Annotated in this window: 24 protein-coding genes and 3 pseudogenes; 10 read left to right on the top strand and 17 right to left on the bottom strand. The window is 61.0% G+C overall.

All coding sequences use genetic code 11. The annotated features are described in order from the left end of the window. Together HF916_RS50415 and HF916_RS04925 are read right to left on the bottom strand one after the other, a co-directional pair. Window positions 1-468, bottom strand: a complete 468-nt coding sequence (locus HF916_RS50415) for a DDE-type integrase/transposase/recombinase (RefSeq protein WP_240975368.1) — start codon at window positions 466-468, stop codon at window positions 1-3. A gap of 59 nt (window positions 469-527) precedes the next feature. Continuing rightward, complete coding sequence (locus HF916_RS04925) at window positions 528-1,244, bottom strand: hypothetical protein (protein WP_168788010.1); 717 nt, start codon at window positions 1,242-1,244, stop codon at window positions 528-530. 1,037 nt (window positions 1,245-2,281) lie between these two features. Here HF916_RS04925 and HF916_RS04920 point away from each other — a divergent pair. Beyond that, a complete protein-coding gene (locus HF916_RS04920; protein WP_240975367.1) occupies window positions 2,282-3,274 on the top strand; it encodes a hypothetical protein in 993 nt (330 codons plus the stop codon). A gap of 845 nt (window positions 3,275-4,119) precedes the next feature. On the opposite strand, the gene HF916_RS49780 is transcribed toward HF916_RS04920, so the two are convergent. The 4 genes from HF916_RS49780 to HF916_RS04905 all read right to left on the bottom strand — a co-directional run bounded on the left by HF916_RS49780 (window position 4,120) and on the right by HF916_RS04905 (window position 6,809). Further along, window positions 4,120-4,302: a hypothetical protein gene (locus HF916_RS49780; RefSeq protein ID WP_206001785.1), complete on the bottom strand. Its 183-nt coding sequence runs from the start codon at window positions 4,300-4,302 to the stop codon at window positions 4,120-4,122. Window positions 4,303-5,729: 1,427 nt separating this feature from the next. After that, window positions 5,730-6,038, bottom strand: coding sequence for a hypothetical protein (locus tag HF916_RS04915; protein ID WP_240975366.1), 309 nt, complete (start codon window positions 6,036-6,038; stop codon window positions 5,730-5,732). After that, window positions 6,035-6,409: a phage holin family protein gene (locus HF916_RS04910; protein ID WP_168788009.1), complete on the bottom strand. Its 375-nt coding sequence runs from the start codon at window positions 6,407-6,409 to the stop codon at window positions 6,035-6,037. The genes HF916_RS04915 and HF916_RS04910 overlap by 4 nt, the downstream gene beginning before the upstream one ends. A 103-nt stretch (window positions 6,410-6,512) precedes the next feature. After that, window positions 6,513-6,809: a CsbD family protein gene (locus HF916_RS04905; protein WP_168788008.1), complete on the bottom strand. Its 297-nt coding sequence runs from the start codon at window positions 6,807-6,809 to the stop codon at window positions 6,513-6,515. A 1,393-nt stretch (window positions 6,810-8,202) separates the two neighbouring features. Between HF916_RS04905 and HF916_RS49775 the strand changes: the two genes are divergently transcribed. From HF916_RS49775 to HF916_RS04885, 5 genes and pseudogenes are all read left to right on the top strand, one after another. Continuing rightward, window positions 8,203-8,565, top strand: a complete 363-nt coding sequence (locus HF916_RS49775) for an HAD hydrolase-like protein (protein ID WP_206001805.1) — start codon at window positions 8,203-8,205, stop codon at window positions 8,563-8,565. Beyond that, entirely contained in the window at window positions 8,556-8,798 is a 243-nt protein-coding gene (locus HF916_RS51935; protein ID WP_431311380.1) for an HAD family hydrolase, read from the top strand. The genes HF916_RS49775 and HF916_RS51935 overlap by 10 nt, the downstream gene beginning before the upstream one ends. A gap of 179 nt (window positions 8,799-8,977) precedes the next feature. Continuing rightward, window positions 8,978-9,238 (top strand): annotated as a pseudogene (locus HF916_RS50410) (4Fe-4S dicluster domain-containing protein); the annotation flags it as partial. A 297-nt stretch (window positions 9,239-9,535) separates the two neighbouring features. Further along, window positions 9,536-10,591 carry an alpha/beta fold hydrolase gene (locus tag HF916_RS04890; protein WP_168788007.1) on the top strand — a complete coding sequence of 352 codons (1,056 nt, stop codon included), beginning with the start codon at window positions 9,536-9,538 and terminating at the stop codon, window positions 10,589-10,591. Window positions 10,592-10,675: 84 nt separating this feature from the next. After that, window positions 10,676-11,602 carry an NAD(P)/FAD-dependent oxidoreductase gene (locus HF916_RS04885; RefSeq protein WP_206001784.1) on the top strand — a complete coding sequence of 309 codons (927 nt, stop codon included), beginning with the start codon at window positions 10,676-10,678 and terminating at the stop codon, window positions 11,600-11,602. Window positions 11,603-11,633: 31 nt separating this feature from the next. Here HF916_RS04885 and HF916_RS51415 read toward each other — a convergent pair whose 3' ends face one another. After that, a complete protein-coding gene (locus tag HF916_RS51415; protein ID WP_277352271.1) occupies window positions 11,634-11,756 on the bottom strand; it encodes a hypothetical protein in 123 nt (40 codons plus the stop codon). Window positions 11,757-11,845: 89 nt separating this feature from the next. On the opposite strand from HF916_RS51415, the gene HF916_RS50405 reads away from it, so the two are divergent. Next, on the top strand, window positions 11,846-12,025 hold the full coding sequence (locus HF916_RS50405) for a hypothetical protein (RefSeq protein WP_240975365.1): 180 nt from the start codon (window positions 11,846-11,848) through the stop codon (window positions 12,023-12,025). A gap of 320 nt (window positions 12,026-12,345) precedes the next feature. Here HF916_RS50405 and HF916_RS04875 read toward each other — a convergent pair whose 3' ends face one another. The 9 genes from HF916_RS04875 to HF916_RS04835 all read right to left on the bottom strand — a co-directional run bounded on the left by HF916_RS04875 (window position 12,346) and on the right by HF916_RS04835 (window position 17,871). Beyond that, complete coding sequence (locus HF916_RS04875; RefSeq protein ID WP_168788005.1) at window positions 12,346-12,663, bottom strand: H-NS histone family protein; 318 nt, start codon at window positions 12,661-12,663, stop codon at window positions 12,346-12,348. Between the two features lie 78 nt (window positions 12,664-12,741). Further along, entirely contained in the window at window positions 12,742-12,978 is a 237-nt protein-coding gene (locus HF916_RS04870) for a hypothetical protein (protein WP_168787694.1), read from the bottom strand. Window positions 12,979-13,019: 41 nt separating this feature from the next. Beyond that, a complete protein-coding gene (locus HF916_RS04865) occupies window positions 13,020-13,595 on the bottom strand; it encodes a hypothetical protein (RefSeq protein ID WP_168788004.1) in 576 nt (191 codons plus the stop codon). A gap of 384 nt (window positions 13,596-13,979) precedes the next feature. Further along, window positions 13,980-14,210 (bottom strand): hypothetical protein, encoded by a 231-nt coding sequence (locus HF916_RS50400; RefSeq protein ID WP_168789007.1) that lies wholly within the window; start codon window positions 14,208-14,210, stop codon window positions 13,980-13,982. 196 nt (window positions 14,211-14,406) lie between these two features. Beyond that, entirely contained in the window at window positions 14,407-14,610 is a 204-nt protein-coding gene (locus HF916_RS04855; RefSeq protein ID WP_168788003.1) for a cold-shock protein, read from the bottom strand. A gap of 491 nt (window positions 14,611-15,101) precedes the next feature. Continuing rightward, on the bottom strand, window positions 15,102-15,665 hold the full coding sequence (locus tag HF916_RS04850) for an Hsp20/alpha crystallin family protein (RefSeq protein ID WP_168788002.1): 564 nt from the start codon (window positions 15,663-15,665) through the stop codon (window positions 15,102-15,104). Between the two features lie 206 nt (window positions 15,666-15,871). Further along, window positions 15,872-16,279 (bottom strand): Hsp20/alpha crystallin family protein, encoded by a 408-nt coding sequence (locus HF916_RS04845; RefSeq protein WP_168788001.1) that lies wholly within the window; start codon window positions 16,277-16,279, stop codon window positions 15,872-15,874. A 24-nt stretch (window positions 16,280-16,303) separates the two neighbouring features. Then, a complete protein-coding gene (locus HF916_RS04840; protein ID WP_168788000.1) occupies window positions 16,304-16,756 on the bottom strand; it encodes an Hsp20/alpha crystallin family protein in 453 nt (150 codons plus the stop codon). A gap of 866 nt (window positions 16,757-17,622) precedes the next feature. Then, window positions 17,623-17,871, bottom strand: coding sequence for a response regulator (locus HF916_RS04835; protein WP_240975406.1), 249 nt, complete (start codon window positions 17,869-17,871; stop codon window positions 17,623-17,625). 385 nt (window positions 17,872-18,256) lie between these two features. Between HF916_RS04835 and HF916_RS04830 the strand changes: the two are divergent. The 3 genes and pseudogenes from HF916_RS04830 (at window position 18,257) to HF916_RS04820 (ending at window position 20,780) form a co-directional block, all read left to right on the top strand. Further along, window positions 18,257-19,485, top strand: a pseudogene (locus HF916_RS04830) (sensor histidine kinase). Window positions 19,486-20,155: 670 nt separating this feature from the next. Beyond that, window positions 20,156-20,569 carry a DUF2934 domain-containing protein gene (locus HF916_RS04825; RefSeq protein WP_240975363.1) on the top strand — a complete coding sequence of 138 codons (414 nt, stop codon included), beginning with the start codon at window positions 20,156-20,158 and terminating at the stop codon, window positions 20,567-20,569. Between the two features lie 17 nt (window positions 20,570-20,586). Then, window positions 20,587-20,780, top strand: a pseudogene (locus tag HF916_RS04820) (cold-shock protein). 279 nt (window positions 20,781-21,059) lie between these two features. On the opposite strand, the gene HF916_RS04815 reads toward HF916_RS04820, so the two are convergent. Further along, entirely contained in the window at window positions 21,060-23,444 is a 2,385-nt protein-coding gene (locus tag HF916_RS04815) for a hybrid sensor histidine kinase/response regulator (protein WP_168789005.1), read from the bottom strand. Window positions 23,445-23,573 lie beyond the last annotated feature (129 nt).

Raw genomic sequence — 23,573 nt, 5'->3', positions numbered from 1 at the left:
TTACATAGCCAGTGAGTAGATTTGCCGGGCGGCCGATCGCTTGAGTTTACCTGCGCCTTTCATTTGCCCCTTGGCGATCATATGCATGATTTCAATGCCACTCAACAAGATGCGAGCACAGCAAAAATCCTTGAATCCCAACATGGGTCGGGTACGGCGCTTGATCGCCCGATGGTCTTGTTCCACGATATTGTTGAGTGTGTCGCCTTCCTGCCGGGGCTCATCCTTCCGTTCAACCACGCGATTGACAGCGGTGCGTTCGACGGTCACTTTCTGACTTCGCAGCGAGACCGGGACGGAGCGCACATCTTCATGGACGACGGTGCGCACCCGTACTGCACCGGTTTCCGTCGCTTTCACGCCTATTTCAAGTTGTTCCCTGACTGCTGCCACACGCAATTCGTCATCCGCACGACCGTCAGGCACATGGTGTGAAGCGGGAGGCGTCGGCACAGGATCTCGTTCCATGGTGACTCCAGATGGAAAGCCCAGGAATCGCTTGGGCTTGTACTCGCTGTAAGGCTTTCCTATAGCGGGCGGCCCGGTCGCGCGACGCGGCTTCGAGCGAATGCAGCGTCGCTCTCCACACCGGCGCCGCCCGCGTCTTCAAAAGGCGGCTGATGACGGAACCCTGCGCTTCCGGAAACGGCGGCGATAATCGCGCCGACTACCAGCGCGGCGAATGAGAACCAGCTCGCGCGGGCCACGGCTCGAGCGGCGGTCTCTGCCGCCTGGCGCGCGTTCTGTTCGGCTTCCGGGCCGGACGCCGCCGATGCAGCAGATGCCACCGCTGCCTGGACCTGTTGCTTCGCGGAGTTGACGAGGTCGCCGGCGCCTCCGTTCTGGTTTGCGGCGGTAGCGCTGACCTGCGCACCGGTCGACGCTACGCTGCCGACTGTGCTGACCGCCCCGGCAAGCAGCGAGGACATTCCATATACGACCAGTAACGCCATGACAGCCCACGAAAGCAGGCCGTGCAGCCAGCCAAGAACGGGGGCGCACCTGCCCGCGAAATAGGAGCCGACAAATACTGCAAGCACCGTCGTAATAATGACCCATGCGCCGGAGCCAAAGCCGAACCCATGCAACGGGTTAGGCTGCGACAACGGGGAAAGCATCGAGGCTCCGATCGCGGTTCCAAGCACGCTCATGATGAGATACACAATCGAGGACAGGATGACGCCGGCGATGACGGAGCCCCAGGACAGGCGTGGCAGTCCTTCCTGAGTAGTGAGAAGTTTCATGGCTATTTCCCTTGATGGTGACCCGGCAGCGCTCGCCACGTACGACGGCGCGCACTTCGACGCGCAAGCGGTGTGCCGCGACGGATAGGAGACAGGCCATTTCCCGACTTCCTGCCTTCGCGCGGCGACCACGCGGCGTCAATCCGTGGCTGTCACTACTGGCAGTCATTGCCGCGGCAGTGGGATTGCCGCCCTATGGCGGCCGCGTAGGAGCAGATCGTTGGGCAGCGCACGGGATGGTTCCCGCATCGGGCAACTTCGGGCGCGCCGACCGCATGTTCGCAAGGGCGACCGAACTCGAACAAAGAGAATACGCGCGACCGTGTGTTCGACGGGACCAGCGGGCCCTGAAGCGAAGTGATCGGGACATCTGACTTGGCGGAGCAGCGTCGATCGCCTCTGGCGCGGCTCGGGTCGCGCTGTTTTCGCCGATGGCTACTGTCACCGTGACGACGGTCTGGACGATCTCATTTCGCGCAGTAGTGCGGGCTGCAGTCCGGTCCGTTCAGCAGAGAACCCCCCCGATTCTGTTAGCAAACCATTACCGCGTCTCGACCATGTGAGCAGGCCTGGCGCCAGATAATTTATGGTGCGCGCCACCGTCTTACCGCGCACGAAGCGCGGTTGACTCACACTTTGTAGTTGTTTCTCTATGCGCAACATGGACCTTGCCCTTCCGCTGAATCGATGTGCCTGTCAATGGGAAGAGTTGACAGGAGAACTATCCTGCGGCAACGCGGAGGGCGGTCCGCATGAATGCAATGCCGAAATCGCACTGGTTATTTCCACGCTTCGTTTTGGCGGAAAACGAATGTCAGGAGGTGAAACGATAGGTAGTCCAGACCCTGTGCACCGTTGGGCCACATTTCAGCGCTGCGAAACGGTCGCCCGCTCCAGCTGGCGCCGCCGGGAAGGCATCCGCGGACCGGCGGCCGTACCCTTGCGCAGCTTTCCGGGCGGCGCGAAACGGGCGTGGTCCAGACGCGGATGCGGCGCGAAGAAGTCATCAACCGTCTTGTACTTTGGTAAGGAGCAATGTGATTCTTTTTCCCTGCACACTCGTGTATGTGGATGTCGACGCGACGCCCGGTCCGAACTCGATAAATCGTGATCCACTCTCCTATGTGAGCCAGGCGGTCTGCCTGAATAACAGCTTGCGGCGCATGGGCATGCCGACGCTGACCATTATGACCAATGCGCCACAGCTCGTCGCGAAGCGGCTCGAGAACCTGATGCCAGAGAGTCGGCCAGCAGTGGCTATGCTCATCGCGACGATGGAGTTGCCGAAGAGCACACCGTTCTACGCGGCGCATTTCAAACTGGACCTGATGGACCAGGTCGCCTCTATGTTGCCCGTCGGCGCAATGATGCTGCTGCTCGACGCCGACATCGTGGCGATGCTTCCGCTCGACCGCAATCTGATCGAGCGATGCGCTGAAGCAGGCTTGGGCGCGTACGATATTTCAGATCAGGTGTTTCCGGCGTATGGCAGTGGAAACGTAATCAAGGATCTTGAAATCGTAGCGGGTCAGCGCCTCAGAAACCCGCGTTGGTACGGCGGCGAATTTCTGCTCGCAACGCCTGCCTCGTTGCGCCGACTCGTGACGCGCGCGCGTGTCAGTTGCGGGCGCTACATCAGTGAGAGCGAGCGCGTGAAGCATCACGGCGACGAAATATTCATTTCTGCGGCGCTCAATGCGCTGGTCGACGACGGACAGGCGCTCATCGAAGTCGGCGCCCACCAAGCGGTTGGGCGTCATTGGCCGGGCAACAACTACCGTGATGTAAGGTGGTTTCGCTGCTGTTCGTTCATTCATTTACCCGGCGGCAAGTTGCTCCTGGAGAATCAGGCTCGTTTTGCCGACTTCTCGCCTGACCGTCTCTGGCGCCGGGTGCGCGTCGCACATTTGCGCGGTCGGGCCCGCCAGGCGATTAAACGGGTCGCCCGCGGCTCCGTCGAAATGTGGCCGGCGCCACAACTGGGCCATGCCGTGATGCGATTTTTACGTTTGATCTCCTGCCTACGATAGACGAAAGAATGCGCGCATCCGCTGGATGTGGTCTGCCAGAATTCCCATTCCGCAAGGTCTCGTGCACAAGGTCGTCAGCTGACCTCCCAGTCCGGTTTGTGCCGATCGGAAGCGGCCACACATACCGGGCAAAAATGCTCTGGCAGACGAGCCCGTCGGGGCCGCCGGCGCCGAACGGACCAGGCGTTGTCAACTGCGCTACATAATGTGTCAAATGGCCGGAGGAAAGCGACATGGCACTGGCGCAGCAATCAACAATGGACGGCTGAATCGTGCGCGGCATGGGCTTCGCATCCGCTCTTCGAATGGACCGTATGCTCAACGCCCTGCGTCCAGGTTGCGCCGCCGAACTGCTGGTGCAGGCCAGTCGCCGCCCATCGGCGTTTCCGGACTTTGCCGTCCCTGGCGGTATGTACGGTCGCAGCCGCACAGTTGCAAGGGACATTGGAAGGCAATCGCTCGCCGGCCTTGTCTGCCTGCGAGGCGGGCGTCCGTCACGGCAGACACAACCCGGGAAGTAGTCGTGCGACAGCAGGGCGGGCGGCGATTCTTCCGGCGGATGTACGTCCGACTGTCGCCGGGTCGCGGACTGTGCCCGCCCACAAGTGGATGCGCTTTCAGGGGGCGCACGCTATTGCAGTTGTCAACTGCACGTCGTGGCAATGCCGCGGCGTTCAATGCGCGATCGCTGCAGATTATCGGATATGAATCGAATCGACGGATGTCCGTCGCAATAATGAATGAACCGCGGCGGCTGCGCTGCAAGGCACGCAGGCACGCCAGAATAAGCGTCACCAGGGAAAATTATGCGAGAGGCCGTTGAACGTGAACCGCGACGGAAATCGCTACAATTCACGCACCTTTTTCTTCAATTCACTCAGCCGGAGATGCTGACTTCGAATTTCGTTCGACGGTTTCAGTGAGTCTATCCGTTTGGTCCAGTAAGCAATCGGGAAAGGTCCATGAGCGAAGTGCGGCAGCATCCGCTCCAGGTAAGAAAGCTCATTTTCGATGTGTTGGTGATTCATCCCTGAACCCTCAGTGCGCCTGCGAGAAGATTGAGACAGTCACTATCTGGCAAGGGTGCACCAGCAATCAGCGTTCCGCAAACGGCAGCCCGCCCGATCAGTTCGATCGCTGACGGTCCCCATCGAAACCCGCACTTCCGGGGGATGAAAAGACGAGCCGTCGGTCTTACGAAAGTCGGGGCGCGCTGCACATCGGGAAGCCACCCGCCGGCCGTCCTTTGCTCCGCTATCAGCATCCGACGCTGAGCGTAGCTTCCGACGGCCTTGACCCGCCTCTTAGCCGCAACACTTCGCCGGTCCCCTGCAACTCACTGCGGCCAATGACATCATCCGGGCCCAGACTTCGGCCGCATGCCGGGCACCCGGGCCTCAGCTCGGCGAACAGTCCGTCTTCGCCGTCGTATGTCCCCGCGTGGGTCAACTTGCGCAGCCACGCCTGATACCACCCGTCTGGGAGAACGCCCGGGTCGGCGCTTTCAATGAGTGCCCCCCGATGTCCACACGAACATTCGACGTAGGTGAAAATGCGAGTTCTCATGATGGACTCCAGCCGGTTCCCGGAGAGCCGCGCAGGAATCGGGCCACGACACTGTTAGCGGGTCCGCGGTGCGCGAGGACTCACGAGCTATGCTGGCCCTCGCGCTACCGGACTGGGAATCTCTTGCTATTCGTCGGCGTCGTTACTTCTGCGCCGCCGCAGCGGTTGTGCGGACATCCACCGCGTTCGGCTGCAATGCATGGTGCCCGCGACAGGTGCGCGTGACCGGGTACTTCCCGATCTTGCCGTGAAGGAGTAGTTAGGAGCCGGCATAAGCGATCACCATGGGCGCCTGTTTCGCCAAAAACAGGCGGGCGGAATTGGCCGACCCCTCGACCAGTGCACCAAGCGTCATCGTCGACGCGCAAGACTCCGTCACGGAAAGGCACACTGCCTTGCGTGCAACAGCTTCGGCATAATCTTAAGGTTTCCTTAAGCGCGCGGCGTAAATCTGGTGCGGGCGTGCAATACGCCACGTTCACTTTGACCGCACGGCTGACGCGCTTGAACTGGCGCGAGGGCATTCCTGCGCCGAAGTACGCTCACGGCGGACACGCGCGACCGGGCCGTCGTCGAAGTACTCGGGGATTTCGCGAACATCACGGTCGACGGTGACGACTGGCAATATACGTTCGTCAATCTGGGCGCACGCACGAGAAGGGCCATGCAAGGCGACGGACGGCTTTGCGCAGTACAAACCCGAATTCACTACCGGTCGACGGGGGTCAACATCGCTGATGGAGCCGTCCTGGCCAGAAGGACCCTTGGAAAGCCGGCAGCAGAATGCTACCCGGCGGGCCGGGTGAGGGATGAGGCCTGTTCGCGCGCGACAGCCAGGTCGGTCGATACGCTACGCTACCGTAGCGCGGTATGAGCGGCAGTGTCCAACTCACGCATGCCTGAGGATGACCTTCCGGACGGTACCACGTAGCCACGCGGTGATCCCCGAACGGCTGGCAATAATGATGGTCCGGCGAGGTCCGAGGACGATTGCGCCGACGCACAACGCCAGCAGCAGAGTGACGCGCGGTGCGTCTGCCAGTGAAACGATCAGGCCGGCCGCAGAAAACGGCGTCTGTCCGCCTACGGCCGGGACCGATGGTGAGGTGCTATTTGCGGCTAGCAACGCTGTGCGCGATTCCGCCATGCGCAGCAGGATGGCGGTCTCGGCTTCCCGATTGATAGATGCGCGGTTCATTCTAGCGCCTCCTTTAACGTGTCGAGATCGCTCCGGAGTTCCCCCTGCAGGAGATGAAGCGAACGCCCAGGTTTCTGCGAGCGGACGAAGAGCAGGGAGACAAAGGAAACAACCAGCCACGTCGCGGCAACGCCCCAGACCACGGGAAGGAAGTAAGGGGTTCGCCACGCTGTCGCGATGATCGCAATGCACAAGAATGAAAGCGTGAACAGGCCGGCGACGGCCAGGGCGACAAGTGCGCTCAATTCGCGGACCAGACGTTTCCTGGTCTCTTCAAGTTCGACACCGAGGAGCTCACCATAATCGGTGACTCGCCCGACGCAAAACTTGCCGATGTTGCGCCACTTCGTGACCTTTAAACGCATGGACATTGCGGACTCCTCGGGACTGGCGTGTTGCGCGGACGTCGCGGCCGCACGCCAGGGGTTTGCCGTCTTCACCTTTCAGGCCTCGTCGAAGGCAACGCGAATAGTCTTATTCGCGGTCTCTCCAGTCGCTTCGGTCGTGATCGGGCCTTGCGCGAATCGCGGAGCGTAACGCGCCAAGGATGAAGCCCACGCCTGCGGCAATTGCCAGCGCGGCGAACGGCCGCTCGACAGTGGACTCGCGCACGAGGTCTGCAAAATCGGCATAGAGTCGCTGCGCCTTACCACTCAACTCTTTCGCTGTCCCGCTAACTTGTTCACCGGCCTTGCCCAGCAGATCACCGGCGGCTTGCTGCACGTCGCCCGCAACCTCCCGTAGCGTTCCTTCTGCTTTCGTCGTTTCCATTGTCTGCTCCTCAGGTGAGTGCGATCAGCCCGCACGGGGAAATGCGCCGGCATGAAAGTTGAGAACCACGCCTCGCCGCAAAGCGCTGGCTGTGCACCGGCACGGCTTGCTAGATGCTGCGCAAAAGTTGGACCTAACTCGACGATTCGTTGACGCACACATTGGCAAGGCCGGCGCTTTCAGTACGGCTTCCATTGCAACTCTGTCGGGTAACGAAAAATGCGGATCCCGTCATCGCCAGGTGGAGCTAAGATCAAAGCGCCGCCAGTGAAGAGCGCGTGGCGTACCCTGCTCGCGCGCCGCACAGGCTGCAAATTTCAGATGGAGGCGATCTCCCGAAGAAGGGATGCCCGAGTGAGCGTCCTTTACGATGTGTGCCTGGGCACCGCAATTTCATCGAAGCCCTGCAGTGGCGTGAAACACGACGGGCGTTCCCTCCGGTCGAGATGCTGGCATTTATTCCGGTCGCGTTGATCATCAGATCGCATCAGTGAGGGTTCAGCGGATTTCTGTCGGCTTGATGGGAGAAGCCTCGGGTGCGTCAGCAGTAACTTGTTGGTTTAAAGCGCACGCAAACCGATGGGTGCGTACTCACCTGATGATGGAGATGGAAATGAACGTCCTCCTTAAAAGCTTCGTGGCTGCAGCGCTGATATCGACCTTTGCGGCGACCGGCTCAGCGCAGAAGACAGGTGCGGCCCGTGAAACGGGAGCGAGTGGTTCCGGGACGGCCCGCGCCGCTGGCGTCTCGCAGGCGCCTCAGGGCGGCGATCGACCACGCATGCCCGACGCAATCCGCGCGCCCCAGTTTGCGTCAACGGCCTCCGGACGGCCCACGACGAAGTCTGGTAGCCGCGGCGCAAGCGCTCCGACCGACCAGGGTGTCACCCGCGGTGGGCCCGAGAATCCGAGCGGACTGAAGAAGCCCGATTGACTCGCCAGCCTGTTCAGGGAAGCCTCCGGGCTCCGATCGCGGAGTGATAGACGCGCAGTTCAGCCGAAGGGGCGGAGATGGGTCAGTTGCGCGCCGCTAACCATGCGCGCACGCGCGCTCGTCGGAAGGGCACGCCTCCTGCCAGGCGAAGGCCACGATCCGTCGGGTCGGAGCCCCGGGCTGGGAGCGAACGCGTCCCCGACAGGTAGACAAGGATCGCAGCCCCTCTGAAGGCCGTGCGGGAGGGTAGAGAGGGAACGGAACGGAAGCGTTCGACCCGCGAACACAGCCACATAACTGCCGCCGAGCTCTTACCTGGAGTAATTCGCCATGATCAAGGCTGCGGTCTTCGATATCGACGGAACGCTGGTCGATTCTGTCGATCTGCATGCGAGCGCCTGACAAGAGGCGTTCGCCCGCTTCGGGCATAACGTCACGTTCGAGCAGGCACGCAGCCAGATCGGCAAGGGTGGCGACCAACTTCTGCCGGTTTTTCTTTCCTCCGCGCAGCGCGAGGACTATGGCGACGCGTTGGAAAAATGGCGCGGCGAGCGATTCACAACAAAGTACCTGCCGATGGTTCGCCCGTTTTCGGCGGTGCCGGATTTGCTACGTCGCGTTCGCGACGGCGGCCTCAAGGTAGCGGTGGCGTCGTCGGCGAAAAAGGAAGAACTCGAGATTTACCTGGATATCGCTGGAATTTCGCAACTGGTCGACGAATCCACGTCATCGACCGACGCGGCGAAGTCGAAGCCCGCACCGGACATCTTCGAAGTGGCGCTCAAAAAACTGGGATCGCCGCGACCGGTGCTGTGGCGATAGGCGATACGCCGTACGACGCGCAAGCGGCCGGGAAAGCCGGGATGCAAACCATGGGCCTGCTGTGTGGCGGCTTTACGGAGGGCAGTCTTCGAGCTGGCGGCTGCGTGGCCGTGTACCCCGGGACCTGGGGCATTGCTGGCCTGCTTCGACGCGTCGCCGCTCGGAGCTGGGATGCAGCCAGAATAATCCCGCGTCGCGGCGCATTAGCGGCATCTTTAGTCGTCCGAATATAGACAACGGCCAAACGGTCGCCAGCTGTCGGGCTCGTCGCGATCGGCGCCTCCGGCCTGGAGATTTGTCACGAGTGGTCGTCGAAGTTTCGACATTTACAGGTACGACCCGGATGTCGATAGTCATCCGCGTCTGCAGCAGAATTCGATCGAACGCGGCCCGGCTGACCGTGTGCAGAATAGCATGCTGCTCGACTGCGTGTCCGTTGTACGGGTGGAATCCTGACTGGTTGGTCGGCCCCGCGGGTCTGCTACAGGCTTACCGCCTCATTGTCGACTCACGCGACGAAGCCACCGCTCAACGCCTCGACAATCTGGAGGATCCGTACCGGCTGTTTCGCTGCCGCACCACCATGAAATGCGTCGTCGTCTGTCCGAAAGACTTTAATCCTGCCCGCGCCATCGGAAATATACGGTCGATGCTCACGTGCAGATCTGTTTGAATGCAGCCCCTTTGCCGAACTTGCGTGGACGTTCGCATCAGTTTGAAAATTTGACGCGTATCCGTTGTATGCCGCGTGCTGTAGTCGACGGTACGCAAGCAATCGCTCGTTACGGACGGCACCGCTGTCAGGGCGCGGTCGCGGCATGAACGTTGCGCGCCTGAAGAAGGTTGGGAGTCTATGTTGGCCGCGCGAATCGGCGCGACCGAATCATCGAGTATCTACGGGCTACGGCAGGGCGGCCGGTCTTCTCCACGAGCAGATCGTCCTCCGTCCGTGGCCATTACAGGAGAAATCATGAGTCGCGCATTCAGCAAGGTCGCTGTTTCCCCGAAAACGGTCGGAGCGCTCGCAGCAGCCGCAACTGCCGCAGCCGTCAGTGCGCTGTGGGTTCAATATCGTGCGCGTAGAGCCGAACGCGATAATCCACCAATCGGGAGCTTCGTCGAGGTCGACGGAATACCGCTTCATTATGTCGACAAGGGCGAAGGACCTGCCGTCGTGCTCTTGCATGGCAATGCGGTGCTACTTCAGGACTTCGTTGGTAGCGGCCTGATCGACCGGTTAGCCGAGCGGCACAGGGTGATTGCGTTTGACCGGCCGGGCTTCGGTTACAGCGGGCGACCCCGCGACCGTCTCTGGAGCGCGCAGGCGCAGGCCGCCCTTATTCAACAGGCGCTCAGGCGGCTGGGCGTAGAGCAACCCATCGTACTCGGACATTCGTGGGGCACGCTGGTCGCACTTGGCATGGCGGTCGGCAGTGCCGCTGACGTGCGCGGACTCGTGCTGGTGTCCGGTTACTACTACCCGAGCGCGCGCGCCGATGTTGCGCTCGCGGCGCCCGCGGCACTTCCCGTGCTCGGGGATGTCTTGCGCTATACCGTATCGCCGCTGACCGCTCGCCTGTCGCTCGAGCGCAGCGTGGAAGTGATGTTCGCTCCGGCGCCCGTGCCAGCCGACTTCTTCGATGTCATTCCTCGTGAGATGCTGCTGCGTCCCGTGCAAATCAGGGCCGAGGCCGAGGACGCCGCGTTAATGATCCCGGCCGCGGCGCAGCTGCGTGCTCATTATTCCGACCTGAAGATACCAGTCAGTATTTTTGCCGGCGCGAAGGACAAGGTCGTCGACCCTGAATCGAATTCAGTCCGGCTGCACGGCGCGGTGCCTCACAGCACGCTGGCTGTTGCTCCCGAGGCCGGGCATATGGTGCATTACGCGGTAGCCGGTGAAATAGTGGAGGCAGTCGATCGGATGACCGCCGGGCAGCATGAGCAGTCGAGGGCTGGCGATCCCACCATCGGCGACATATCATCTGCAACTGAAATGCTTGAGGATGCACCAGTGACGACCTGACTGCCAGCAACGCTCGCGGTCTGTAGCGAGCGGCTGGCTGAAGCGGGCTGCGATACGCATTGTGCTCAGGATGGATGCTTTCCGATGAGTTGTTCGATCGACTGTGTAATCGTAGGCGGAGGGCCGGCCGGCTTGACCGCGGCACTTTATCTTGCTCGCTATCGCCGAACGATGCGAGTCTTTGACGCCGGCGAAAGTCGCGCGCGGCTTATCCCCGTTGCGCGCAACGTGCCAGGCTTTCCGACGGGCATTAGCGGTGAAGCCTGGCTGGCGAACGTGCGCGAACAGCTCACGCCGTACGACGTGGCGCCCGAACATGCCAAGGTGGAGGCCATCAAGGCTGTCAGCAATGGTTTCCGGATCGACTATCGTCCAGTGCGAGGCGGTGACACACAAGCAGCGCGCCCGGTTTACGCCAGGCGTGTTTTGCTCGCCGCGGGCATACGTGACGGACTGCCGTCGGTGCCCAACGCGGATGAGCTGACACGCTCCGGCCTGTTCCGCCTCTGTCCGATATGCGACGGTTATGAGAATGAAGGCAAGCGCGTCGCGATGTTGGGACCGGCGAAGTGTGCGCTATCGCACGCCGTTTTCATGCGGACATTTTCGCGCGACGTGTCGGTGGTGGCGTCTGACCTCGACGCCCTATCGGACGCAGAAGTGGATTCGGCTGCCGCCAGTGGCGTCAGTTTGATCGCGCTATCGAGACTCGAAGCACCTCAGGGCGCTGACCGGGCAGTGCAGATCATCGGCCTGGGCGGAGTGATTCACCGCTTCGACTCGGTCTATCCCGTCATGGGTTGCCATCCTCGGACCGACGTATTGGGACTCGAAGTGGAGCGCGACGAGGACGGAATGGTGAGAACTGACAAGCATCAGCGTACCAGCATTGAACATCTCTACGCGGCCGGCGACATCGTGAATACGCTCAATCAGATCAGCGTCGCCTCAGGCGAAGCGGCCATTGCCGCGACGGCGATTCATAAGAGCCTTCCACACAACGCACGTTAGAGCGCTTGCGAATTGCGCGGGCGGAGGCGCATCAGCGCTGCGGCTCCGGGTCCTTTATTTCCGCTGCGATGTAGCCGTGGTTAGTCATCGCCACCAGCGCGGTACCGGCGATCATATTGCCGGTCAAGGTGAGCGGGAAGAATAACGACTGCATGAGCGCAGGGGCCGCGGTGACTGCGACGCCCTATGTCGAGTTGGACGCCCCCGCTCGAAACACTGGGATCGGGCCATGACACGACGCGGATGCTGGACGCCGTCGATCCGCTCGATGAGCTACGTACCGGTCTTCACGATCCGGAAGGCCTGCGCGTCGATCTGCTGCGCCTGCTCAGGATTGCCCACACGCTCGTCAACGGCGCCGGGCTGATGGTCCGCGCGCACGATGAGCCATTTGTTGATCACATCGCGGACGTAATCGATTAGATCGACCGATACGTTGCCGATCTGCTGGCGATTGGTGACGTACTGCAACCGTTAGGGGCACTGCGTCCTGATGGCACGGATTGTTTCAACGGCGGCCGAGCCGCTCGCCGACTGGCCAGGATGTTTGCCGGTAAACCGGATGTCCTGCTCGACGCTAACCAGGCACTGCCTGCCGGCAGACACATTGTCATTCCATCGCCGTTAATCTGGGCGAGAGCAGATATGTCGTGGTGTTTTTCGGACTGTTGATCAATGCGAGCGATCGCGGTCATTCGATCGGCGACGATCAGACACAGAATCCGAAAAACCCGAAGGGTGCTCTAACGGGGGGCCGACCGCGCGAGTGGACTGCCTGCGAATGGGTCGTTCGCCCAGTCCGCACCTGCTCGCAAAGATGGTTTGGAAACGGAACCTGACGACAATTCAAAGTGCCCGATGGACTGTCCCGCACTGATTGCCTGCTTCAGCCATTGAGGCATCGGCCCTTCGCCGCTCCAGCTATCGCCATTCGCGCTACGGTAACGGCCAGCTTCAGGCGCGGCCGCGAGTGCTGAGGCCAGATCATCCGGGCTGATCCCGAAGTCCTCCATGCGGTGACGGAGATAGGCAATCATACTGTCCCGCTTGCGTTCATCCATGAAACCTGTTTCCTTGTAAATCGGTTCTCTGATTCGCGTGCGACAGGGAGGTCCGCTCATCGCGTTGCCGGTGTCAAACTATTCGCCAGGGCCGAGGATGACGTCGATTGACGCCTGGCCAGCGATCTCCGCGACGAAGTAGGCCCAACGACTCGAAAACGGGCCGCCGTGAACTTTTATCCGCTGACCTGCCGCCGCCACTCCCGGCGCATGAGTCGGCCCCTCTATGCGGAACCACGCGTCAAACATGTCTTCGGACGTGGGCACCAGCTCAATATAAATCTCGAGCCCGCGATACTTCACCGTTCTTTGCATACTGTTCCTTCACATTCCACAATGTGCCTCGGGACTCCGCTTCAAAGGCGCTGAACTGCACCCACGTAGGTCCCTGTCGCATCCCTCAGCTGCTGCGCTGCGGCCTGCACGGGCGTTGGCAGCTCGCTCAGTGCAAGTTGGGTGACAGCACTGTCCAGCCGCCTGCGAAGTTCTATCACGAGATCCATGACACTGGCATCACCGACACGCCGGCGATTGCTCTGCCTGGAGCCGACCAGTGAGCAATCGACAAGACGGTCAACCTTGCGGAAGTAGGCCTGGGTCGCCAGACGGTGCCTTGCATGGAGCGAGGCGATATTCGACTTTGAAAGGCAATCCTTAACGACCTCGACATTCATGCCAAAATGAACCTGCAGCGCGTCGGCAGCATCCGCCCGGTGAAAACACGCCACCTGATCGAACAGCGTCTCGCCATCTCCGTCGATCAGGTCAATCCAGACCTCACCGTCTTCGATCGCCTGTCCCGACGGATGAATCACCCGTTCGTCCTCATTGGCGGCAGCGAGCATCCGGTGGCCGTCGACATCATCAACCGGCATTTCGAAAACCTCGACCAGTTCGCCGCGTACCGCGACCTGCATGACCAGTAACGCCATCTTTGTTCCTTGTGTTGCGATTGACGGGAATAGCGTTGTGCCGATCAGGCGACCAGATCCCGTGATCCGGTTGAGTGACGTTCTGGTTGGTGCGGGCCCGGGCACCCTTGAGGCGCTCGTTGCGACGCTGTGCGAAACAATACGATTGGTGCGGGTGTGGCAGGCATCGTGTGTCGTGAGGCGCATCATACGGCGGACATTCTGCGCGCCAATCTGTGACGACACCAGGAAGAGTCGTCAAAGCGGTGTCGCCTGAATGACACCTGTCCATCCGGTCAGAGGTGCTATTGCTGTGTATCGTTGCGATCAGACGGGTACTGCACCGACGGCCAGTCGATTCTCGACGCCGTCCATCCTGCCGCTACTACGAAGGATGAATGTCGACTAACCGCGACTGTCGACCCAGTCACGTGCCCAGGTCGTAGCGTGTCCCAGGGCCTGCGTTTCGTTATCGAAATAGTCGAGCGCGTGGAACTTGTAGGAAACCGGATCTGCGTCAAGGGCGTCACCCCTTACCAGCATAAGGTTAGCGGCAAACCAGCCGTCCGGTAACCGATGCGCAGAGGGGGAGACTGAATAACCATTGTAGTGGTGAAGATGTTTATTATTTTGCATAAGCGATAACCGGGCGACGCCCGCACGACATTCATGCCGTACAAGCGTAAAAAATAGAAAATGGGCGAGACGGATCGTGTCGAAAAGACAAATGATGCGCACGCTGAACTCGGCGATCAGATCGGGAGCGCATGGCTCCGCGAGGATTCTAGTCAGGCAAACATGCAAAGGGCCGGTAGACCGACCCCAGGATACGTTACAGCGGCGAGATATTCGCGGCCTGCATACCCTTCGGGCCGCGCTTTGTCTCGTAGCTCACCTTCTGGTTTTCTGTGAGCGTCTTGAACCCATCGCCACGCACTTCCGAGAAGTGAGCGAAAAGATCGTCGCCGCCAGCGTCAGGAGTAATGAAGCCAAAGCCTTTGCTATCGTTGAACCACTTGACAGTACCGGTATCCATGAGAATTCCTTGAGATAAAAATAATAGCCCCGTGGCGGAGCGACAAAAACTTCAAGGAAGAAGAGAGGATAACGAGTACCGCACAGAACAGGCGGCAAGTGGTGATCAGCAATCGGGCTTCTTGAATATTCCGAAGGTCACGGTATAGCGACAGAGCAATAATGTCAACGCTTTTTGCGCTTCGCCCTGCCAAGGCAGCCGGGAGAGATTCAGCCCGTGGTTCCCAGAATCACAGACGGGCGCCCTGTCGGACGCGCGGAGGAATACTGGCTTCGCGCGCTGGAGCAGCATCTGCGGGAGTGGGCTCACGTGCCCTGGGCAGGATGGGCGTCCTGAAGCGCGGGCCGACGAATACTGGCACCGGACGCAACTTTGAGGCGCAATGATCGCCGCGAGTCCTTTGACCTGACCCGCGGCGATCACTATCCATCTTCAGAAGCGTGAGCTATTTCCCTCCGTTCACTTTGCAATCGCAAGAGGGCCGTCCGACGCTAGCCAATATCGATCGTGCGGCTGGCAGATCGCAAGGGCTCATATTTGGGTACGGTCAATGTAAGCACGCCCTTGTCAAACTTTGCGAGAGCATGGTCGGGGTCGGCGTTTTCAGGCATCGGGATCGTGCGCGTGAAGGCCCCGTATGCGCGTTCCAGACGATAGCAGCCGTCCTCCTCACTGTGCACGTCCTGCCTTTTCTCGCCGCGCAGCACCAGTGCTCCGTCCTCGACGCCGATGGTCAGATCCTCCCTCTCGATGCCTGGCAGCTCGACGGTCACGCGGAGTATCTTCCCCTCGTCCACCACGTCGATGCGCGGCTGGAAACGCGATGAGCTGAAGTCGCCGAACCATCGTTCGAGCGTGCCGCGCACTGCGAACGGATCGAGAAAAAAATCCTCCATCGCACGCAGGGAATCACGCGAGAAAAGTCGCTGGATGTCGGGCCACGTGGCACGCCCCTGCTCGCTAGCTGCCTGACTCTCCGGGCTGTCCGTGTGGGACTTGCCCCCTGAGCCGCGAAGAAATTTGAAAGGGTTCCACTTTTTCGGGTCGTTGTTCATCGTAGCCACCTCCACGGTCTGACAGGAAACTGAATCTCCCTCTGCGCTCCCAGTGGAAAGCTTCTGCTTACGTGGCTGGACTGCGCCTCGCGAGGGGCCACCATTTTTCCACTACGTTCTGCATCCGTGCCTCTATAACGCAGGCGGTGGCGACCTCACGGCCGCCACCGCTTTTTTCTCCTGTCGTCGTTGCTGATCGTCCGGGCTCAGCCTGTCTGCACCTCGATGCGTCGCGGCCTTGCTTCGTCGCGGCGCGGAATGGTCAGTTTCAGCACGCCGTCCTGCAGGTTCGCGTCAATCTTCGATGTGTCGAAGTCCGGGCTCAGCGAGAACGCACGCGCGAATCGCGGTTCACGGATCTCGGCGTGCTGCAGCCGCAGACCGGCAGGTGTCGGCACGACCGCTTCGGCCTCGATATACAGATTGCCGTCGGGCACCTTCACCTCGAGCGCGTCTTTCGCGACGCCTGGCAGGTCCGCCCACAGCGTGATGCCATGACTGGTCTCGAATACGTCAACTGCGGGCGTGAGCGTTATCTGCCGCGCCGGCTGGTCCCCGCCGCGTCGTGCTGCCGGTTGCTGGTTGCGTTCAGCAACCTGTGTCCTGTCGTTCATGGCTTGCTCCTCGAATAACTGGCGTTACTGGACGGTGATGGCCCGCGGCTTCGACGCTTCGCGCTTGCCAACGGTAATCGACAGGCAGCCGTTGGTGTAGCGCGCCTGCACCTTGTCGGGATCGGCATTCTGCGGCAGTTCGATCACGCGGCGAAACGCACCGCTGAAGCGCTCCTGCGCGTAGGTGCGAACGTCGTCGCGGATGTCACCACTGGCATCCGGCCGTGCTGGCTTGCGCTCCCCGGCAATCGTCAGCAACCGCTTGTCGATCGACAGGTCGATCCCGGCGGCGTCGATGCCCGGTGCGAACGCGACGATCTCGATCGAGTCGTCGGTCGCACCGATATTGATCTGCGGGAAGGCACCGGCATTGCCGGAACGGATGCTGGATGGAAGACCGCCGAACAGGCCGGCCATCTGGCGTTGCAGACGGTCTAATTCGCTGAACAGGTCGGTTCCGGAATAGAGATCACTCATGGTCGTATCCTCCTTGAATGCAGCATGGAGGCGAACTGGCCTATGCGCTCCAGTCCGCCTGCCAGCTGCTGGCAGACAAATCGAAACACGCAGCGCGCCCGAAAACACAGCGCGTCTGCCTGAGCGAAATTCAAAATAGACCCTACATTGAAAACTTCAAGGGGTAGTGGTGAAAATTTTTTGGGTTTGAAAACCGTCAGCCGGCGCCTATTGTCGAACGCATCGCAAGACTGTCCTCCACCACAGTCGTGCCAACGGCGATATCGTAGGTCTGGTCCTGCTGTAAGACTCAGGTGAACGTCACCGTGACGACGGTCAGTCAGGAGGAAGTCGACCTGCACTTCGGCGTCTATGAGCGCATGCTCGCCGAGAAGCTGGGCGTTGTGCCGCCCATCCAGTGATTGTTGGGCGATTGCGCTGCACCGCAACGGCGGCCCCGGATCAGTCAGTGCGCCGGGTAAGCCACGGATCAACTCCACCGCGTCGACAGGAGCAGCATCATGCAAAAACGCTCACACGCACTGCTGGCGTCGGCTGTTCTGGCCGCGGGCTCGGCCGCTGCGGCTGCCGCTGAGCCCCCCTGAAAACTCTGCCGTCGCGACAGGACATCGGGATCACGTGCACGATCCAGCGGGGTCACGGACAGACCGCCGGGCGACTATCTGTAGCTCCGGCTGGACCGTCCGTCAACCTCGCCCTGTATCGGCAGGGTCGTGACCGATATCGTGCCCGGCAAAGCCGGCGTTCAGGGGCGTGAATTCTCCGGTGTTACAACGTGAGTTACGTGATTCGAGCCGACAGCTTCGCAGACTGCGAGACGGCCGTTCGGGCCGTCGCGAAATCGATCTTGGGCGTGTGATGTACTATCAACACCCCGCACATAACCTTCCTACCGTGGTGAGAAAACCCTGCATGGGCACTGGCTTCTGAAGGCAGGCATTCCAGGCATTGCCCTCGGCGGTAGCTTCATTCACCGGGGGCGGAGCCGACCTATGGACGAGGATGGGGACCCGTGCCAGGTTCGGCTGCGCGCGCAGACGGCGACAGAGTTCGGCGCCGCCCGTCACGGGCATCATCCAGTCCGTAATGACCAGGTCAGGGACGCGTTGTCGCATCAATTCCAGTGCCTCCGCACCATTGGCGGCAGCGCACTTCATACCCCTCTGAGTGCAGTATCAGATACTACGCCGCGAGCAGGTCAGCCTCGTCGTCGACAAGCAGGATTGGATACATGAAAATCTCGCCCCGGTTTACGTGCTCGGTTCCCGCCGACCGTCTGGCAAGGCGTGTTCCAGCTACGCGGTTGAAGGATAATGACCCGTGCGGCGATACAGGCCAGTACATCAGGTCGCCTCTCGCGACGGTAGGGATTCGCGGCTTTTCTGCTTTCCCCGTCAAATTCGGGGAGCCGTCCCCTCGTATCCGTTCAGGGAGATTCCGGGCGGGTGCTGTGTCACTGCGCACCCGCTCTGTTGAAACATTTTTCTGCGAAGACGAATTATGAATGACAAACAAGCAGCGCCGCTTCGCAGTTTTGCCGGGTTTCTGCGTCGGGAACGGACCACCCTGACCGAAAAATGGATGAATGCCGTGTCCGGCGACGCGGGCCTGGTCGAGGCCGACAAGCTGACGTACGATCAACTCGCTGATCATTTGCCGGAAATCCTGGACGGGATCTGTAGTGCGCTCGACGCGCAGGATCTTGAACAGGCAGAGCCGGCGATCGAACGCGACGCCCGCACGCATGGAATGGTTCGCTGGCAACAGGGCTATCGCATCGATGGACTCGTTCACGAGCTGGATCTGTTCCGGCACGTGCTGGCGGATGCGGCCGAGACGTTCGCCGAATCGGATGACGCGTTCACGAGGCGCCACGAACGGCGTGCCGGGCGGCTGATCGATGAAGCGCTCGGCTTCGTCACCGTCACGTCGATCCGGGAAGTGGTCACCGAGCGCGACCGGAAAATTGATGGATACACCGGCAGTCTGGAGCGGGCAAACCTCGAACTGACATTGAAGCAGCGGCTGGTGCGCGACCTTTACGAATCGCGCATGCAGATTACCGCAGTGTGGCGCACGACCTGCGTAACTTCCTGAACGCATTCTCCATCGCGCTGCAGCTGATTTCACGCGCGCCATCGAAAGCGGAAGCCGGACTGGCGATGGCCACCCGCCAAGCCGCGGACATGAAGCAGCTGGTTGACGACATGGTCGAGTACTCGGTGGTGCTGGGCGACAGCACCCCGCTTGCGGTCGAGCCATTCGACCTGCGCGAACTCTTTGACGAGCTGGTCGGGGCCTGCCGACCCGCTATCGTGGCCAAAGGGTTACGTCTGTCTACCTGCTTCGACGCGGACATGCCAACGGTGCTGTCGAACCGCATCAAGGTGAAGCAGGTGGCGCTAAACCTGCTGTCGAACGCGACAAAGTACGCGAAAGCCGGTGAAATCGAACTGGCGATGGGCCGCCACGGCGAAGGAGCCTGGTATCTGCGCGTTGCCGACACCGGAGTGGGCATTGCGCCGTCGGACAGAGACCGCGTGTTCGATGAATTTGAACGGGCTGCGGCCGACGATATACCGGGCGTCGGCCTTGGTCTGGCGATCGTCAAGGAACTTTGTCGGATCCGTGAAGGCAAGATCCGATTTGATACACGCGAAAGGCTCGGCACGACCTTTGAGATCCGCTTCCCATTCCAGCACAGTGCCTCCCTGGATTCGCGCCACTGAACGTCCGGGGATCGGTTCGATATGCATTCGGAACCAACCAGACGCGAGCCACAGTGTCCCCTCGAAAGCCCGTATTTACAACTTCCAGGACGCCCGGTGCCTTCCGGGGTCACGCTGCGTCCTCGGGCAGCCAACAGCGGTCTTGCGGCGCATCTTCAGCGCATTCCGCGCCGCTGGTAGCCGTACGTCGTTTCATGTCGAATTTACAGCAACGCGCGACTAGTCGGTGCTCAGATTGCGTTCGCTTGATTCCTGTTAATGACCGCGTGATTCCGCCACCAGGCAGGTTTTTCTCCAGTCAAGCCAAATTTTCGGGATAGCTGTCTTCCGAGATGCATCACTGCACGCGTTCGGGTTCGCGAACGGGCACGGCGTTTCTTAAGCGCATCGATCAAGCATGAAAATTGCGCAATAACGCCTGCGGCGAAAAGCTGGAAGGACTTCGTCACGGCGTACTGCAAAGGCCCTTGGTGCGGTGTGCGTATCAGCCCGAGCGGCGCCAGAGCATTCGCGTGACAGGCGGATCGCGCCGGGCGGTTTTGCCTCTGCCAGGCCGGGCAGGCCGGTGTTCAACTATAGAGTCGAGCCACCACCCCTACATCAAACGCACAACACCAGGAAGACAGTCATCACTGAGCGATTGGTTGACATAATAGATCGTAGCGGCGCAGTGCTGCACACGTATCCGATTACGCTGAGCGGATCGGGCAATGCCTCCGACGATTCCGCCTATCAGGCCAAGGCCCTGGAAGCGGCAGCGCACGGCCGGCTTGTGCCGGATGCTGAACTCGGCACCCTGACAGCCAGGATGCGCACGGCTCGGGGCGGTCAAATGGCGCCCTACGGCGACGACCTTGAGAAAAATTCGGAAACGAAGCCGGGGTTGGACCAGGCTGTCCGCGAACGCGCTTACCTGCTCTGGGAGAAAGATGGACGCCCCGATGGGCGCGCGGAGGAGTACTGGCATCGGGCTCTCGACCAGCATCTTCGGGAGCGGGCCTACGTTCTGTGGCAGCAGGAAGGAAGTCCCGAAGGGCGACAGGATGAATACTGGCGTCGGCTTGTCGATTTCCAGGCGGATTGATTCCTGGCGGCCCGGGAATGTCGAGGGCGTTCAACGATAGCAAACGGCTTTGGCTTCCCGCTGCTCCTGGCGCTGGCGCAACGATCTCTTTGCTCATTTCTCGGAAGTTTGGGGCGACAGCTTTAAGACGCTCGCAGAAAACCAGAAGGCGAGCTACGAGACAAAGCGCGGCCCGAAGGGTTTGCGGGCCGCGAACATTTCGCCGCCGTAACGTATCGCAAGGGCCGGTCGGCCGGCCTTTGCTTGACTAGCCTCCTCGCGGGGCCGCGCGCTTCCGGTCTGATCGCGGCGTTTTCCCTGGATACGGCTGAAACCGGATACCGGAATCCGGACAGATGACCCGCCCCTGACGGCAACGCGCTTCCCGAGATAAGGAAGCAGAAGCAACGCGGTTGGACGTCAGGCCCAGGCGCAGCCCCACTGCAGCACTCGCAGCACATGACCGTCGTGCATGCAAGTCCGGCGTTGCGCGCAATGGCTATCAATTCCGTCAACCCTTGTCCGTGCGCGGGGTGCTACCCGACTGCAGTGCAAGACGCAACTGGTCAAGCGTATAGGGCTTGCGCAGCGCCGACCAGTTGAAGGGGAATCGCTCGTGGTCGGGGATTGCGTTTCCAGAAGCGAAGATAATCCGGAGCTCTGGACGAATGGTAAATGCGCGCTGCGCGAGTTCTATGCCTGACATATCGGGCATGACGACGTCTGTGAACAGTATGTCGAAGTCGTCGGCTTCGATCGCGTTTAAAGCTGCCGCTGCGTTTTCGGCGCGCTGCGGGCTTATCCCGATCAGCATGAGAAGCTCACAGACTGCGTCCAGCGACGCGGCGTCGTCTTCAACGACAAGTATGCGCAGGCTCTCCGGGTGCCAGACAGACCCGGGGCCATTACCTGGGTGCGTATCAGCGGCACCGGCCTCGATCGCGTCGGTATCGCTGTTTCCCAGCACCTGCCGCACCTTGAAGGCGAGTTGCTGACGGCTGTATGGCTTGCTCAGCAGCGCCACACCCGGATCCAGCCGGCCACCATGGACGATCGCGTTCTGTGTATAGCCCGAGGTGAAAAGCACTTTCAGCCCCGGCAGTATCTCGACTGCTCTTCGAGCCATCTCCGGGCTGCGCAGCGCTCCCGGCATCACCACGTCCGTAAACAGCAGATCGATATGTGCGCCGCTCGAAATGACGGTCAAGGCCTGCTCCGCATCGTTGGCCTTGAGCACCGCATAGCCGAGACCGGTAAGAAGTTCGACGACAGTCGATTGAACCTTCAAATCGTCCTCGACGACCAGGATAGTTTCGTTGCCGTGTTTCAGGGTGCCCTGTGTGCGCGCCTTTGTTTCCACCGCCGTGCCGGTTGAGCGGGGCAGATAGATCCTGACGGTCGTCCCCTCGCCGACTTCGCTATAGAGCCGGATGTGGCCGCCACTCTGCTTGACGAAGCCATAGGCCATGCTCAGACCGAGGCCGGTGCCCTGACCGTCGGCCTTGGTGCTGAAGAACGGATCAAAAGCGCGCTCCATCACCTCCTGGGTCATACCGGTTCCGGTGTCCGTAACGGCCAGCATCACGTACTGTCCGGCGGAGACCTCATCGAGTGACGATACGTAGTCGTCATCAAGCGTCGCATTGGCGAGTTCAAGAGTGAGCTTGCCGCCATCCGGCATTGCATCGCGCGCATTGATCGCCAGATTCAGGATCACATTTTCCAGCTGATGCGGATCGACAGCGGTGTTCCACAGGCCGCCCGCAACCACAGACTCAATCTTGATCGTCTCGCCCAACGCCCGTCGCAGCAGGTCGTCGAGAGCCTGAAGCAGACGCGAAGGTTTGATGACGACGGGTGCCAGCGGTTGCTGACGTCCGAAAGCAAGTAGCTGTGAGGCGAGCTTTGCACCCCGGTCGACGGCGTCGATAGCGTTACCCAGGCGCTCGGCGCTCCAGCCGTCGCGGCCATGCCTGCTTTCAAGCAGTTCCAGATTGCCCCGTAGCACCTGCAGCACGTTGTTGAAATCGTGCGCCACCCCGCCCGTGAGTTTTCCCAATGCTTCCATTTTCTGCGACTGGAACAGCGCCCTTTGGGTTTGCTCAAGCAACTCGCCTGCGCGCCGGCGCTCGGTGATATCGCGCGTGACTTTCGCAAATCCGACCAGCTCGCCGTCTTCGTGGATGGCGTCGATGACGACGTGCGCCCAGAAACGGCTTCCATCGCGCCTCACGCGCCACCCCTCCGCTTCAAAGCGTCCCTCGCGCCTCGCTGTCTCCAGGCCCCGGAAGGGGACGCCGGCCGCCACATCCTCCGGCGTGTAAAACCGGGAAAAATGCGAGCCGATAATCTCGCTTTCGGTGTACCCCTTGATCCGGCGCGCCCCGGAGTTCCAGCTTGTAATGTGCCCATCGGGCGACAGCATGAAGATGGCATAGTCGGTCACGCCCTGAACCAGGAGGCGGAAGCTTCGTTCGCTCCTGAGCACCGCGTCGTGAGCGGCCCTCCTGTCGCTGACGTCCTGAACCACCTTCCCGAAGCCGATAAGCTGGCCCTGGCTGTCGCGCAGGGCCGTCATTACGACATTTGCCCAGAACGTTGTCCCGTCCTTGCGCACGCGCCAGCCCTCCACGACGTAACGCCCCGAATCGGCTGCGGCCCGGAGCGCTACCTCGGGCGCGCCGGAGGCGCGCTCCGCTTCCGGATAGAAGACAGAGAACGGCTGGCCTACAATCTCCCCGGACCGGTAGCCCTGGATGCGTTGGCCGCCCGGGTTCCACGTCAGCACGACGCCTTGCGGCGAGAGGGCGCAGATTGAGTAATCCTGGGTGGATTCGGCCCATAGCCGGAGCCAGACAGCACTGAACTCGCCGGGGTCAGGGTTAGCGTGGTTCATCTGATCAAGGTTTGTTAGCGCCAGTCTGGTCGACGCGCCGGGATGGAAACGAGCCACCGGTTGCAGCAATTGCCGGGCCCGAACGGGTCCGGCGGCGGCGCAGACATGGCGATCGGACTTGCGCCGGAT

Origin of the sequence: Paraburkholderia aromaticivorans, from assembly GCF_012689525.1 — a bacterium.
GTDB lineage: Bacteria > Pseudomonadota > Gammaproteobacteria > Burkholderiales > Burkholderiaceae > Paraburkholderia > Paraburkholderia aromaticivorans_A.
Note: the sequence above shows the minus strand (reverse complement) of the source record. Positions and strands in the feature narration are given on the sequence as shown.

Coding starts and splice junctions, on each gene's coding strand:
- HF916_RS50415 (WP_240975368.1), bottom strand. CDS start 468: ATGGAACGAGATCCTGTGCCGACGCCTCCCGCTTCACACCATGTGCCT.
- HF916_RS04925 (WP_168788010.1), bottom strand. CDS start 1,244: ATGAAACTTCTCACTACTCAGGAAGGACTGCCACGCCTGTCCTGGGGC.
- HF916_RS49780 (WP_206001785.1), bottom strand. CDS start 4,302: ATGAATCACCAACACATCGAAAATGAGCTTTCTTACCTGGAGCGGATG.
- HF916_RS04915 (WP_240975366.1), bottom strand. CDS start 6,038: ATGAACCGCGCATCTATCAATCGGGAAGCCGAGACCGCCATCCTGCTG.
- HF916_RS04910 (WP_168788009.1), bottom strand. CDS start 6,409: ATGTCCATGCGTTTAAAGGTCACGAAGTGGCGCAACATCGGCAAGTTT.
- HF916_RS04905 (WP_168788008.1), bottom strand. CDS start 6,809: ATGGAAACGACGAAAGCAGAAGGAACGCTACGGGAGGTTGCGGGCGAC.
- HF916_RS04890 (WP_168788007.1), top strand. CDS start 9,536: ATGAGTCGCGCATTCAGCAAGGTCGCTGTTTCCCCGAAAACGGTCGGA.
- HF916_RS04885 (WP_206001784.1), top strand. CDS start 10,676: ATGAGTTGTTCGATCGACTGTGTAATCGTAGGCGGAGGGCCGGCCGGC.
- HF916_RS51415 (WP_277352271.1), bottom strand. CDS start 11,756: ATGCAGTCGTTATTCTTCCCGCTCACCTTGACCGGCAATATGATCGCC.
- HF916_RS50405 (WP_240975365.1), top strand. CDS start 11,846: ATGCTGGACGCCGTCGATCCGCTCGATGAGCTACGTACCGGTCTTCAC.
- HF916_RS04875 (WP_168788005.1), bottom strand. CDS start 12,663: ATGGATGAACGCAAGCGGGACAGTATGATTGCCTATCTCCGTCACCGC.
- HF916_RS04870 (WP_168787694.1), bottom strand. CDS start 12,978: ATGCAAAGAACGGTGAAGTATCGCGGGCTCGAGATTTATATTGAGCTG.
- HF916_RS04865 (WP_168788004.1), bottom strand. CDS start 13,595: ATGGCGTTACTGGTCATGCAGGTCGCGGTACGCGGCGAACTGGTCGAG.
- HF916_RS50400 (WP_168789007.1), bottom strand. CDS start 14,210: ATGCAAAATAATAAACATCTTCACCACTACAATGGTTATTCAGTCTCC.
- HF916_RS04855 (WP_168788003.1), bottom strand. CDS start 14,610: ATGGATACCGGTACTGTCAAGTGGTTCAACGATAGCAAAGGCTTTGGC.
- HF916_RS04850 (WP_168788002.1), bottom strand. CDS start 15,665: ATGAACAACGACCCGAAAAAGTGGAACCCTTTCAAATTTCTTCGCGGC.
- HF916_RS04845 (WP_168788001.1), bottom strand. CDS start 16,279: ATGAACGACAGGACACAGGTTGCTGAACGCAACCAGCAACCGGCAGCA.
- HF916_RS04840 (WP_168788000.1), bottom strand. CDS start 16,756: ATGAGTGATCTCTATTCCGGAACCGACCTGTTCAGCGAATTAGACCGT.
- HF916_RS04835 (WP_240975406.1), bottom strand. CDS start 17,871: ATGCGACAACGCGTCCCTGACCTGGTCATTACGGACTGGATGATGCCC.
- HF916_RS04815 (WP_168789005.1), bottom strand. CDS start 23,444: ATGAACCACGCTAACCCTGACCCCGGCGAGTTCAGTGCTGTCTGGCTC.